We start from the raw sequence: 12476 nt of genomic DNA on the forward strand, positions 1-12476 counted from the left end.
CGGGTGCGCGGGGTGTGGGTGGCGCGCCTCTGCCTCGGGTCGGGGGCCCCCGCCCCCACCTTCTCCGGTGGGGGGGGGGGGGGCGGGGGGGGGGGGCCCCCCCCGGGGGGGGGGCGCCCCCCCCCCCCCCCCCCCCCCACGGCCGTTTCCGGCGTCAACGCAGCAGCACCGGTCCGGCGTCGATCGGGGTCCGGAACAGGGCGTACGGCTTGCGCCGCCGGTCCTGCCCGCCCTGGTACGCGGCCTGCCGGTGCAGCTGGTTGGCGGTGACGTAGAGGTGCCCGTCGCTGGCGACCGACATGGTGTCCGGCCAGAGCAGGCGCGGATCGTGCAGCAGCGTCTCGAACTGCCCGTCGGGCAGCCGCCGGAACACCGCGTTGTGCTCGTACGAGGTGAAGTAGATCCGCCCCGCGTCGTCGCTCTCCAGCCCGTCCGAACCGGTGCCCTTGTCGCCCTCGTCGACGACCGCGTCGGACATCTCGTCCTCGGGTAGCGACGCGTCGGCGAGGGCGTCGGTGGAGACGCTGTACCAGCGCCGCGACATCAGCGGGCAGTAGTAGAGCCGCGATCCGTCGGCGCTGATGGCGATCCCGTCGGAGCCCATCGAGAGCGGCTTCGGCGGGCCGTCCGGCGGCCGTTGCAGCAGCGGCCGCCCCTCGACCATCGGTCGGTAGCCGTGCAGCGACTCGGCCTTCGTCGACGGGTGGTCGTGCAGCCGCCGCCACGAGCGGCCGTTGGCGAGGTCGACGACCACGATGCCGTTCGGGCCGTTGGTGGCGGAGTCGGTGAGGTAGGCCAGCCCGGCCGGCCCACTCCGCAGGTCGAACCGGACGTCGTTGAGGTACGTACTGGGCAGCACCACGTCGGGCGGGAACGTGATCACCTGGGCGACCTCGTCGGTGTCCAGGTCGACGCGGACCAGCTTCGGGCCGCCCGGTTTCGTCGGCCGGAACATCGGGCTGCCGGTGTCCACCACCCAGAGCCGATCGGCCGGATCGACCACCACGGACTGCACCGACACGAACGCCTGCGCGTCGTCGTCCCCGCTGGGGGAGTTCCACCGCTCGTCCGGGAACGGCACCTCCCGGCCGTCGCGCAGTTCGGCGACGGCGGCCGGCGGGTCGTCACCCCACTGCGGGTAGTTGACGAAGATCCGCCCGGTGTGCGAAACGGTCACCCCCGTCGGCATCGGCCCGGTGAAGGTGTGCACCAGCTCCAGTTCACCGACCGGCTCGTCGCCCACCGGCCCGTTCATGCCGGGTCCCCGGAGAAGTCGCCGTGCCGGATAGCGGGCCTCGCCAGGCTCCCCATGGACGTACCCCCTAGATGGTGGCGATGCGGGCCGGTCCCGCCAAGGACCGCCCCCCGTGCTTCCCGGGAAGGCGCGGCTGAAACCGGAGTTCGCGACTCTCCGGTCTCGTGGGCCGCTGGCAGGTCACGCCCGCTCGGCCGTGTCACGTCCCCGGCGAGGCGTTCGCCACCGGGCCCACCTGATCGCCCAGACCACGGCGCTGATCAGGAACAGGATCCCGGTGACCGCCAGCCATCGGCCCAGGAACGGGACCCGCTCCTGGGCGGTCGCGGCCCGGTAGGTGTCCGCACCCCAGCCGAGCACGCCCGGCAGGTAGACGAGGAAGAGAAGTGCGCTGCCGAGCGCCGGCACCCGCACGTGGTTGAGCAGCGCGAGCCGGACGTCGCTCCGCCTCGCCTCGCTCCGGCCCGGGGCCGCAGCTGACACTCGGGCGGGTACGCCGACCGCGCCGCGCAGCACCCGGTCGACCAGCGCGTACACGGGGAAGAGAACCAGGTCGTGGAGGATCACCGCGCCGATGAACCAGAGCAGCATCCGCCCCGCCGTGGCCTCCCCGGCCACCCGCATGGCCACCCAGCCGGTGACCACGAAGCAGAGCAGCAGGACGAGCAGGTGCCGCGGCCCGGCGCCGTAGGTGGCCCGCATCCGGGCGAGCGCCTCACGCATCGGTACGGAAGTCGATGCTGGCCACCCACTTCGTGCAGTGCACGCCGGGCAGCGCCGGGACGATGATCCTGGCCGGGAAACCATGGTCGAGGGAGAGGTCGGCCCCGTTGACCCGCAGCGCCAGCAGCGAATCCGGGTCGAGGACCTGGTTCGGCTGGAGCGTGGCCTGCCGGAACAGCCCGTTACGCTCCAGCGACTCGACGTGCGCCGCCGCCGGGTCGGGCACCCCGGCGAGGGCGGCGAGGTCGCGCAGCCGTACGCCGGTCCAGGTCTGCGTGGTCGACCAGCCTTCGACGCAGGCGATCGGCAGGCGCGCGGTGTGCTGCGCCATGGCGAGCAGCCCGGGACGGTCGAGGGTCGTGGTGCGTCCGCCGCCGCGCAGCGTCAGCCGCCAACCGGAGCCGGCGTCGGTGGGCCGGATGCCCGCCGCCGTGGCACTGCGGTTGATCTGGAACCCGTTCGGTCCCTCGCCGGGGTCCTGTCCGCGCGGCAGCAGCCAGGCCGTGCGACGCAGCGGGCCGTCGAAGCTCTGCCCGACGGTCAGCGCGGCCAGCAGCAGCGAACCGCCGCCGACCAGGGCGATCGCGCCGCGTCGGCTCACCGTCGGCGGAACCGGCCGGGCGGGCACCAGTCCGTCCGGGTCGGGCGGCTCGGGCCGGGTGCCGGCGCGGGGCGTACGCAGCTCGGCGCCGGCCGGGCGGGACCGCAGGGCCGTCACCATCCGGGGCAGCTTCAGCACCACGTGCGCCACGAGCGCGGCGGTGAAGACCCAGGCCCCGAAGTAGTGCGCCGTGTAGAAGTCGAAACCGAAGACGTACGCGTACTGCGTGTTCGGCAGGCCGGTCACGATCTGGAAGAGGATCCCGCCGACGAGCAGCAGCAGGGAGAGTCGTTCGAGCACCTGCGCCACCGAGCGGGCCGGCGGCCAGTCGAAGAGCTTCGGGATCACCGACCAGAGCTTGGCCAGCACCACCGGCACGATCACGATCCCGAGCCCCACGTGCAGCCCCTGGGTGAGGCGGAACAGCCACGCCGGTCGGGTCGGCCAGTCGAAGGGCGGCAGCCGCAGCCAGCCCACGTCGAACGGGAACGCCTGCCCGAACTGCGGGCTGTACGCGGCGTAGTCCAGCAGCCCGGTGACGATGACCAGCGGCAGCGTGACGAGCAGCGTCAGGCCGAACACAGAGGTGAGCCAGGGGCCGCGCAACGGGCTGCGCCAGCTCGTCGTGACCGCGTCGGCGCCGGGCGGCCGGTGTCGGTCGAGGGTCCGCCAGAGCCGCCGGGGTGCTCCGTAGCCGCCGGTCGGTTCGGCGCGTTCCCCGGTTGCCGGGTCGCTCGCAGGCACTACCCCTCCTCGGTCGAGTGGTCGATCTCCTGGCCATCGTGGCCGACCGCCGGGCCGGGTGGCCGGGTTTGCCGCATTACCGGAGGCTTACCGACCAGCCGGCCGGGTGCGACCTGTTGCGAACTCCTTACAGACCCGCCGCACCGGCCCTTCGCGCCGGTCGGTTGACCTACCGTCACCGGACATGCGGGTACTGGTCACCGGCGCGGCCGGGTTCATCGGATCGCAGGTCGCCGACCTGCTCGCCGACGAGGGGCACGAGGTGGTGGCGCTGGACGCGCTGCTGCCCCAGGCGCATGGCGCGCAGCCGCCGCCCTGGGCGCAGCGGCACGAGCTGGTGCGCGGGGACGTCCGCGACGGCCGGCTGCTCGATCGGCTGTTGACCGGCGTGGACGCGGTCTGCCACCAGGCGGCCATGGTGGGGCACGGCCTCGACCCGGACGACGCGCCGGAGTACGCCGGCCACAACGACCTGGGCACCGCGGTGCTGCTGGCCGCGATGTACCGGGCCGGTGTGTCCCGTCTGGTGCTGGCCAGCTCGATGGTGGTCTACGGGGAAGGGCGCTACCGTTGTGCCGCCCACGGGGTGGTGCGACCGGCCCCGCGCCGAGCCGAGGACCTGACGGCCGGTCGCTACGACCCCACCTGCGCCCGCTGCGGTGACCCGCTGACGCCGGTACTGGTGCCCGAGGACGCGCCGCTGGAGCCGCGCAGCACGTACGCGGCCAGCAAGCTCGCCCAGGAGCACTTCGCCGCGGCGTGGGCCCGGCAGACCGGCGGGGGAGTGTGGGCCCTGCGGTACCACAACGTCTACGGGCCACGGATGCCCCGCGACACCCCGTACGCCGGCGTCGCGTCGATCTTCCGTTCCGCGCTCGCGGCGGGCCTGCCGCCCCGGGTGCTGGAAGACGGCCGGCAGCGACGCGACTTCGTGCACGTCACCGACGTCGCCCGGGCGAACCTGCTGGCACTGGGCGCGCCGCCGCCCACCGCGGCGCTGGTGCCCGTGAACGTGTGCTCCGGCGAGCCGCACACCGTCGGCGAGCTCGCGCAGACCCTGGCCGGCGCGATGGGCGGGCCGGACCCGATGGTCGTCGGCGGTGCCCGGGCGGCCGACGTACGGCACGTCGTCGCCGACCCGGGCCGCGCCGCCGAGCTGCTCGGCTACACCGCCCAGGTCAGCTTCGCCGAGGGTGTCGCCGGTTTCGCCACCGACCCGCTGCGCGAACCGGCGGCGCTCCCGGCCTGACCGGCCTCGACGTCCGCGCTGGCCGCGCTCTCACAACCGGCTGTCGTCACCTTGGAGGGGTGAGGTGTAAGCCCTGTCGAGCTGCCCCAGATCTGAGACCACGCGGGTCCGGGGTGTCGGCGTTCCATAAGTGGGACAGCTCGACAGTGTCTGTGGGAGCGTTCGCTTCGGGGCCCGCTCGGAGTCCGGGTATTGGTGTCCCAAAGGTGGGGCAGCTCGACAGCGTCTCGAACAGGGGACCGGTGACCGGACCGGAACGAGCACGGTGGCTGGTGCGGAACCGGTCAGGAGACCGTCCAGAGCAGGTGGTTGACGGCGAGCGCGATGACCGCCTGCCCCGCCAGCCACCAGCGGCGCGCGCCGGCGGGCAGCAGCGCGGCGGCCGCCAGCAGCCAGACCGCGAACGGCAGCCAGATCCGCTCCACCTCGGCCTTGCTCAGCCCCGACAGGTCGGCGCCGAGCACCGCCACGGCGGCGGCCAGCGGCAGCACGACGGCCGGACCGGCGTCCCGCACCGCCGTGGCCAGCGCCGCCCGCCGCCAGCCCGCGCGCGCTCGCCCCGTGGCCGCCACCACCGCCCGGTACAGCGCCGGCCCGACCACCGGGCCGGCGGAGAGCAGCAGTGCCGCCAGGTTCGCCCACACCCAGTAGGCGTACGGGCGTTCGGCGGCCCAGCCCTGGTAGTAGCGCTCGACGACCAGCCGGTACCCCTCCCACCAGTGGAAACCGGCGAGGCTGAACGCCACCGCGACGGCGACGACCCCGGCCCCGCCGGCGAGCAGCGCCCGCAGCCGTGCCGTCGGGCGCAGCACCAGCACGGCCAGCGCGAGCATCCCGACCAGTACGAAGCCGTACGACAGGTAGAGCGCGAAGCCGAGCAGCACCCCGCCGAGCGCGGCGGCGGCCGGGCCGCGTACCGCCAGCAGGGCGAGACCGGCGGCGACCACCCCGGCGAACATCGCATCGGCCGACGCGCCCATCCAGACCGCGCCCGGTAGCAGCACCAGGAACGGCAGCACCGCGCGCGCCGCGTCGGCGGCGCCGAGCGCCCGCAGGGTGACCGGCACCGACACGGCGACCGTCGCCGCGACCAGCACGCAGGCCAGCCCCGCGACGGTGCCGCCGCCCAGCCCCACCCGGTCCAACCCGACGAAGAGCAGCAGCGCGCCCGGCGGATGCCCGGACGTGTGGGTGGACCACGAGTCGGGCCGGAAATCGAGGATCCGGTCGGTGAAACCGGCCAGCATCGCCGGGACGTCGGTGACCCCCGGCACCTCGGTCAGGTACTCCGCCTGCACCGTCAGCCGATTCGTCAGCCCCGCCGACCAGCCGTCCACCAACGCCAACGACAGCGTCCAGGCCACCGACGCCAACCAGCCGGCGGTGAGCAGGGCACCCCAACGGGCGGTCCGCGCCCAGCGCACACCCCACCACAACACCGTGACCGCGACCAGCAGCGCGGCCGGCGTGCCCCAGCCGACGTGCGGTTGCCACGTGGCGTAGAGCGGGGCGGCGTCGGCGTACAGGCCCACACCGCGTGCGTTGAGCATGAACCCCACGCCGGCCGCGGCCGTGAGCAGCACGACCTCCACCGCGAGCACCGCCAGGTCGGCGCGGTGCCGGGGCTTCGCAGTCCGGCGGGGCGCGGTGGTGAGCGTGGTTGCGGAGGCCATGACCCTGGAACCGTACGGCGGTGTGACGCCCCGCGGGGGCCGAACGGGCGCACCGTCACCGTCCGGTAAGAATCGGCCGCGCGGTAAGCCTTCGGTAAGGACGTTCCGCCCCCGGACGCGCTGGTCGCGACCTAGCGTCGGCCTCATGTCGACCCAGACTGACCCCGTTCCGATCGACGTCGTGCTGCCCTGTCTGGACGAGGCCGCCGCGCTGCCGCACGTGCTCACCGCCCTGCCGCCCGGCTACCGGGCCATCGTGGTCGACAACGGCTCCCGGGACGGCTCGCCGCAGGTCGCGGCCCGGTACGGCGCCCGGGTGGTGCACGAGCCGCGCAGAGGCTACGGCGCCGCCGTGCACACCGGACTGGAGGCCGCCGGCACCGAACTGGTCTGTGTACTCGACGCCGACGGCTCGTTCGACCCCGGTGAACTGCCGGCGCTGGTCGCTCCGGTGGCGGCCGGCGCGGCCGACCTGGCCGTGGGTCGCCGCCGCCCGGTCGGTGTGGGCGCCTGGCCGTGGCACGCCCGGGTCGGGAACGCCCTGGTCGCGGCGCTGCTGCGCCGTCGGGGCGTACCGCTGCGCGACCTCAGCCCGATCCGGGTCGCCCGCCGTGAGGCGCTGCTCGCGCTCGGCGTCACCGACCGGGCCTTCGGCTACCCCCTCGAACTGCTGATCCGGGCGGCCGCCGCCGGGTGGCGCATCCACGAACTCGACGTGCGGTACGCGCCCCGCGCCGCCGGTACCCGCTCGAAGGTCTCCGGCTCGGTGCGCGGCACGCTGCGGGCGACCCGCGACTTCGCCGGGGTGCTGCGTACCGTGAACGGTTCCCGGTGACCGTGCTCCTGGTGGTGGCGAAGGCACCGGTGCCCGGTGCCGTCAAGACTCGGCTCTGCCCACCGGTCAGCCCCGTGCAGGCGGCCCGGATCGCCGCCGCCGCGTTGCGAGACACCCTGGACGCCGTACGGGCAACCCCCGGGGTCACCCCGGTGCTCGCCTGCGCCGGCCGGCTCACCGACGCGGAGGACGCCGCCGGCCTCGTCACGTCCCTGCGCGGCTGGACCGTACTGCCGCAGCGAGGCAACGGGCTCGGTGACCGGCTCGCCAACGCGTACGCCGAGGTGGCCGATGCCTTTCCGAGCCGCCCGGTGCTCCAGATCGGCATGGATACCCCGCAGCTGACCCCGGCCGGGCTCACCGCGGCGGTACTGCGGCTGGCGAGCGCCGACGCGGTGCTCGGCGCGGCCGTCGACGGCGGCTGGTGGGCGCTGGGGCTGCGCGAGCCGCGTGAAGCTGCGCTGCTGCGTACGGTGCCGATGTCGACCCCACGCACCGGCTGGCTCACCTGGTCGGCGCTGGCGCAGCGCGGCCTGCGCGTCGCCCCGCTGCCCCTGCTGCGCGACGTCGACGAGTGGCCCGACGCGCTGGCGGTCGCCGCCGAGGCCACGTCCGGCAGGTTCGCCCGGCAGATCGGCACGGTCCGCCGTGCCCTGGTGTCCGGAGGCCGCCGATGAGCGTCGACGGCTTCGCCATGGCGCTGCGCGACCGTGCGGCCGACGGCCACTGGCTCGTGCACGGCGACGGCGTGCGGCACCGGCTGCCGGTGCGCCGCTGGCACGGTCCGGCCGAGCCGGCCACGGCCGAGGTGGTGGCCCGCTGCGCCGGCCCGACGCTCGACCTCGGGTGCGGTCCCGGTCGGCTCACGGTGGCGCTGGCCCGCGCCGGCGTCACCGCCGTCGGAGTGGACATCTCCGCGTACGCGGTGGCCGCCGCCCGGGCCAGCGGCGCGGTGGCGCTGCACGGCGACCTGTTCGAGCCGCTGCCCGCCGAGGGCCGGTGGGCGCACGCCGTCCTACTCGACGGCAACATCGGCATCGGCGGCGACCCGGTCGCGCTGCTGGCCCGCTGCCGGGCCCTGCTCGGCGCGGCCGGCACGGTGCTGGTCGAGCTGGAAGCGCCCGGGCCCGGGCTGTGGCAGGGACAGGTCCGGGTGGCCTCGCCACGCCGGCCGGGGCTGACCATGCTCGGACCGGCATTCCGCTGGGCCCGGCTGGACACCCAGGCGGTGCACCAGGTGGCGGCCCGCGCCCGGCTCACGGTGCGCGACGTGTTCCGGCACGGCCGGCGGTGGTTCGGCGAGCTGACCGTGTCGGACGGGTGACCGTCCCGCCGAGTGACCCGGTCAGATCACGGCGGGGAGCCGGACCACGAACCGGCATCCGTCGGCCGTGTTCCGTACGGTGACCCGACCGCCGTGCGCCTCGACCAGCCCCCGCACGATGGCCAGGCCCAGCCCGCCGGAGCCCTCCCCGTTGCCGCCCGGGCGGGGCGTACGTGCCGGCTCGCCCCGGAACGCCACGTCGAACAGGCGCGGCAGATCCTCCTCCGGGATGCCGCCGCAGGTGTCCGCCACCGCCAGCCAGGCCTCGTCGTCGTCCCGGCCCCCGTCGACGTGCACGGTGCCGTCCTCCGGGGTGTAGCGCACCGCGTTGAGCAGCAGGTTGCCCACCACCCGCGCCAGCTCGGGCTCGCTGGCGAGCACGATGGGCCAGCCCGACTCGGCGGCGACGAGCTTGATTCCTCGGGCGGCGGCGAGCGGCGCGGCGCCGGCGAGGGCGTCGGACACCACCTCACCGAGGGGCACCGAGGCCAGGGAGAGCCGCAGCGCGCCCGCGTTGATCCGGGAGAGCTCGAACAGGTCGTCCACCAGCCGGGTCATCCGGTCGGTCTGCACCCGGATGCGCCGGTGGTACTCGGCGACCGTCGCCGGTTCGTCCACCACGCGGTCCTCGAGCGCCTCGGCCATCGCCCGCAGGCCGGCGAGCGGTGTACGCAGGTCGTGGGACACCCAGGCGACCAGGTCACGACGACCCTTCTCGATCCGGCGTTCCCGCTCGCGCGCCTGGTCGGCCCAGACCGCGGCGGCGGCGAGCCGCCGGCCGAAGTACCAGCCGATGGCGAGGCTCACCGCCGCGGCGGCGGCCACGGTGAGCAGCACGACCTGAAGGTCGTGCCGGGACAGGAACATCGCCCGGGCGACCACCGTCACGCCGGCCACCACGGCGGCCACGGTCACCGCGAGCAGCACGCAGACGTGCACGGTGATCGACCGGTGCCGCAGCAGCCGGAGCGCGAGCGCGCCGGCCAGTCCGACGCCCAGCGCCGCCACCAGCGCCATGGCGAAGATCAGAATGAGGTCACGCATCGGCGGGCTGGTAGCGGTAACCGACACCCCACACCGTGACGATGCGTCGTGGTGCGGCCGGGTCGTCCTCGATCTTCTCCCGCAGCCGGCGTACGTGCACGGTCACCGTGGACTCGTCGCCGAACGTCCAGCCCCAGACCCGCTCCAGCAGTTCGGCGCGACGGAACGCCCGCGCCGGGTGCCGCAACAGGTGAGCCAGCAGGTCGAACTCACGCAGGGTGAGGGTCAGTTCCCGGCCGTGCAGCCGGGCCACCCGGGGACCGGTCGCCACCTCGAGGCCGGCGTCGACGAAGATCTCCGCCTCCGGCGGCGCGGGCTCCCCGGCGCGGCGCAGCACCGAGCCGACTCGCAGCACCAGTTCCCGTGGCGAGAACGGTTTGCCCAGGTAGTCGTCGGCGCCCAGTTGCAGGCCGAGCACCCGGTCGGCCTCGTCGCCGCGTGCGGTGAGCATGATGATCGGTACGCCTTCCGACCCCTGCCGCAGCCGGCGGCACACCTGCAACCCGTCCAGCCCGGGCAGCATCAGATCGAGCACCACCAGGTGCGGCCTGCGTTCCCGTACCGCGTCGAGGGCCGCCAGGCCGTCCCCGACGTGCTCGACCTCGTAGCCGGCGTGTTCCAGGTAGCGGCAGACCACGTCGCTGACCGTCCGGTCGTCGTCCACCACCAGCACCCGATGACTCACGTGCACCTCCCCGCGCCAACCCTAGCCAGGGTCGCCGCCGAGCAGTCGGGCCCGGGATGTTGCGGGTTCCTTACCGACCAGCGTGGCTGACCGGCCGGTCAGCGGTGCGGTGGCGGCCGCGTACGACGCGGGACCGGGCAGGACGCCTCGAACCCGTCCGCCCGACCACCCGAGGTGGCCGGGCGGACGGGTTCGAGGTCAGTCCCGGTCGAGGACGATGAGGTCGGCGTCGTGAGTCGGCGTCCACTGGACGGGGAGGCCGACCGCGCTGAGGTGGCTGCCCGAGTAGCTCTGATCTCCCTGCCGGTACCGCGCGTCCGGGGCGAGGCCGCGCAGCGGCAGCCGCACCGGACGCGACGGCAGCAGTCCCGGGCCGTCCGACCGGCCGGTGTGCCAGGCCAGCACGACCACGCGCCGCCCGTCGGGGGAGGTGTACTGCACCGCGCAGCGGGCCTGGTTCGGCCCGCCGATCAGGTGCACCTCGCCGTGTGTGACGACCTCCCGGATCTCCTTGTATCGGGAGATCCACCCGGCCGCCTCGACGCGCTGCTGCGGCGTCCAGTGCCGGATGTCGGCGCCGATGCCGAGCACCCCCGCCATGGCGAGGACGAACCGGAACGCCAGCGACCGGGGCCGCGGATCGAAGATCCCGGGCGCGTCGGTCACCCACGAGCTCAGCAGGTGCGGAGCGTTGGCGTGCAGGAAACCGTGCTGGATCGCCAGCCGGTCCATGGGCGCGGTGTTGTCGCTGGGCCAGAAGATGTCGGCCCGACCGGCCATGGCGAGGTCGGTGCGGGCGCCACCGCCGGCGCAGGACTCGATCAGCACGTCCGGGTGGTCCCGGCGGAGCTGGTCGTAGATCCGGTGCAGGGCGGACACGTGCGCGCCGTCGAGGTCCAGCGGTCCGTCCGCGCCGGCGCGGCCCGGTTCGGTCCGCGGCCGGTTGAAGTCCCACTTCAGGTACGCGATGTCGTACCGGCGCAGCAGGCCGTCCAGCGTGGATTGGACGAAGTCGGCGACCTCCGGCCGGCCCAGGTCCAGTAGGTACTGGTTGCGGATCGGGGTGAGCGGTCGCCCGTCGACCTGGTAGACCCAGTCGGGGTGCTCGGCGTAGAGCCGTGAGCGCGGATTCACGCACTCGGGCTCCACCCAGAGCCCGAAGCGCAGCCCCAGCCCGCGGACCTCGGCGATGAACGCCTCGAAACCGTCGGGGAAGCCGGCCGGGTCGGGCGTCCAGTCGCCCAGTCCGGCGGTGTCGTCGTTGCGGCCGACGAACCAGCCGTCGTCGACCACGAACGTCTCGACCCCGAGGTCGGCGGCGATCCGGGCCAGTTCCAGCTGGCTCTTCGCGTCGACCGCGAAGTAGGTCGCCTCCCACGAGTTGTAGAGCACCGGCCGGGGGACGAGCCGGTCCCCGGCGAGCAGGCGCTGGTAGCGGTGCCAGACCCGGGCCAGCCCGTCCAGCCCGTCGGTGCTGTACGCCCCGGCGACCTCCGGCAGGGTCAGCGTGCCACCCGCCGGCAGTTCCAGCGGGCCGTCCGGCAACCGGCGCCCGGCCCGGATCCGGGTGAGCCCGCCGGTGTCCCGCTCCGCGGTGATCTCCCACGAACCGGTCCAGGCCACCGCCACCCCCCAGGCCGGTCCGTCCGGCTCGGCCCCGTCACGTACGGCCAGCCACGGCACGTGCAGATGCCCGGGTACGCCCTGGCTGCTGCCGATGCTGAACGCCCCGTGCTTCAGGTCGACGTGCTCGAGCTGGAACTCCTGCGCCCACTGGCCCCACTGGTGGCTGAGCAGCGCCCCGTGCGGCGTGGGTACGCAGAAACCGCCCGTGCCGACGCGGGCCAGTCGCAGCGGTTCGTTGCCGGCGTTGGTCAGCTCCACCCAGCGGCGGACCACGTCGGCGCCGGCCGGTACGGCGTAGCGCAGCACCGCCCGCAGCCCGGTGGCCGGGTCGGCGAAGGTGACCGCCAGCGTGCCGGCGGCCGGATCGTGCGCCGCCTCGGTGAAGCCGAAGGCCACCCGCCGGTGCCCGGTCATCGTCTCCACCACCAGGTCGGCGCCCGTGAACGGGCGGTCCGCATCGGTGGCGTACTCGATCGGGGCGGCGTCCCCGGCCGTGAGGAACGGCACCGGCCCGTCGTACGCGACGGGGGAGGGGCCGTCGCCGACCCCGTGCGGCCCCCACGCGACGAGTTCCAGCCAGCGCCCGTGCGCCGGCACCGTCACCACGTACTCGGTGTGCGCGCCGCGCAGCGTCCACCGCTGCGCGGCGTCCGTACCGTGCCCGCTCACTGGCTCTCCTTCGTTCGCGGCTGCGGGGCTCGCAGGACCGGCTCACTC

The 12476-nt window shown here is 74.6% G+C and carries 11 protein-coding genes; 4 read left to right on the plus strand and 7 right to left on the minus strand.

The features are described from left to right. Positions 1-154: 154 nt before the first annotated feature. The 3 genes from AB0F98_RS23875 to AB0F98_RS23885 all read right to left on the minus strand — a co-directional run bounded on the left by AB0F98_RS23875 (position 155) and on the right by AB0F98_RS23885 (position 3323). Positions 155-1255, minus strand: a complete 1101-nt coding sequence (locus AB0F98_RS23875; RefSeq protein ID WP_357739011.1) for an L-dopachrome tautomerase-related protein — start codon at positions 1253-1255, stop codon at positions 155-157. Positions 1256-1435: 180 nt separating this feature from the next. Beyond that, on the minus strand, positions 1436-1978 hold the full coding sequence (locus AB0F98_RS23880) for a hypothetical protein (RefSeq protein WP_357739013.1): 543 nt from the start codon (positions 1976-1978) through the stop codon (positions 1436-1438). Beyond that, positions 1971-3323 (minus strand): molybdopterin-dependent oxidoreductase, encoded by a 1353-nt coding sequence (locus AB0F98_RS23885; RefSeq protein WP_357739015.1) that lies wholly within the window; start codon positions 3321-3323, stop codon positions 1971-1973. The genes AB0F98_RS23880 and AB0F98_RS23885 overlap by 8 nt, the downstream gene beginning before the upstream one ends. A 184-nt stretch (positions 3324-3507) precedes the next feature. Between AB0F98_RS23885 and AB0F98_RS23890 the strand changes: the two genes are divergently transcribed. Further along, on the plus strand, positions 3508-4572 hold the full coding sequence (locus tag AB0F98_RS23890) for an NAD-dependent epimerase/dehydratase family protein (RefSeq protein WP_357739018.1): 1065 nt from the start codon (positions 3508-3510) through the stop codon (positions 4570-4572). A gap of 284 nt (positions 4573-4856) precedes the next feature. Here the strand turns inward: AB0F98_RS23890 and AB0F98_RS23895 are convergent, their stop codons facing one another. Next, positions 4857-6245 (minus strand): hypothetical protein, encoded by a 1389-nt coding sequence (locus AB0F98_RS23895; protein ID WP_357739020.1) that lies wholly within the window; start codon positions 6243-6245, stop codon positions 4857-4859. A 145-nt stretch (positions 6246-6390) separates the two neighbouring features. On the opposite strand from AB0F98_RS23895, the gene AB0F98_RS23900 reads away from it, so the two are divergent. The 3 genes from AB0F98_RS23900 to AB0F98_RS23910 are packed head-to-tail and all read left to right on the plus strand — an operon-like array spanning position 6391 to position 8404. After that, on the plus strand, positions 6391-7080 hold the full coding sequence (locus AB0F98_RS23900) for a glycosyltransferase family 2 protein (RefSeq protein ID WP_357739022.1): 690 nt from the start codon (positions 6391-6393) through the stop codon (positions 7078-7080). Further along, on the plus strand, positions 7077-7757 hold the full coding sequence (locus AB0F98_RS23905; RefSeq protein ID WP_357739025.1) for a DUF2064 domain-containing protein: 681 nt from the start codon (positions 7077-7079) through the stop codon (positions 7755-7757). Before AB0F98_RS23900 ends, AB0F98_RS23905 begins: the two co-directional genes overlap by 4 nt. After that, positions 7754-8404, plus strand: a complete 651-nt coding sequence (locus AB0F98_RS23910; RefSeq protein ID WP_357739028.1) for a class I SAM-dependent methyltransferase — start codon at positions 7754-7756, stop codon at positions 8402-8404. The genes AB0F98_RS23905 and AB0F98_RS23910 overlap by 4 nt, the downstream gene beginning before the upstream one ends. Positions 8405-8425: 21 nt before the next feature. Here the strand turns inward: AB0F98_RS23910 and AB0F98_RS23915 are convergent, their stop codons facing one another. From AB0F98_RS23915 to AB0F98_RS23925, 3 genes are all read right to left on the minus strand, one after another. Next, entirely contained in the window at positions 8426-9448 is a 1023-nt protein-coding gene (locus AB0F98_RS23915; protein WP_357739031.1) for a HAMP domain-containing sensor histidine kinase, read from the minus strand. Then, positions 9441-10133 carry a response regulator transcription factor gene (locus AB0F98_RS23920; protein WP_357739034.1) on the minus strand — a complete coding sequence of 231 codons (693 nt, stop codon included), beginning with the start codon at positions 10131-10133 and terminating at the stop codon, positions 9441-9443. Before AB0F98_RS23920 ends, AB0F98_RS23915 begins: the two co-directional genes overlap by 8 nt. Positions 10134-10331: 198 nt before the next feature. Further along, positions 10332-12428 carry an alpha-galactosidase gene (locus AB0F98_RS23925; RefSeq protein ID WP_357739037.1) on the minus strand — a complete coding sequence of 699 codons (2097 nt, stop codon included), beginning with the start codon at positions 12426-12428 and terminating at the stop codon, positions 10332-10334. Between the last annotated feature and the right edge of the window lie 48 nt (positions 12429-12476).

Source organism: Micromonospora sp. NPDC023737, from assembly GCF_040639715.1.
In the GTDB taxonomy this organism is placed as follows: Bacteria; Actinomycetota; Actinomycetes; order Mycobacteriales; family Micromonosporaceae; genus Micromonospora.

Coding starts and splice junctions, on each gene's coding strand:
- AB0F98_RS23875 (WP_357739011.1), bottom strand. CDS start 1,255: ATGAACGGGCCGGTGGGCGACGAGCCGGTCGGTGAACTGGAGCTGGTG.
- AB0F98_RS23880 (WP_357739013.1), bottom strand. CDS start 1,978: ATGCGTGAGGCGCTCGCCCGGATGCGGGCCACCTACGGCGCCGGGCCG.
- AB0F98_RS23890 (WP_357739018.1), top strand. CDS start 3,508: ATGCGGGTACTGGTCACCGGCGCGGCCGGGTTCATCGGATCGCAGGTC.
- AB0F98_RS23895 (WP_357739020.1), bottom strand. CDS start 6,245: ATGGCCTCCGCAACCACGCTCACCACCGCGCCCCGCCGGACTGCGAAG.
- AB0F98_RS23900 (WP_357739022.1), top strand. CDS start 6,391: ATGTCGACCCAGACTGACCCCGTTCCGATCGACGTCGTGCTGCCCTGT.
- AB0F98_RS23910 (WP_357739028.1), top strand. CDS start 7,754: ATGAGCGTCGACGGCTTCGCCATGGCGCTGCGCGACCGTGCGGCCGAC.
- AB0F98_RS23915 (WP_357739031.1), bottom strand. CDS start 9,448: ATGCGTGACCTCATTCTGATCTTCGCCATGGCGCTGGTGGCGGCGCTG.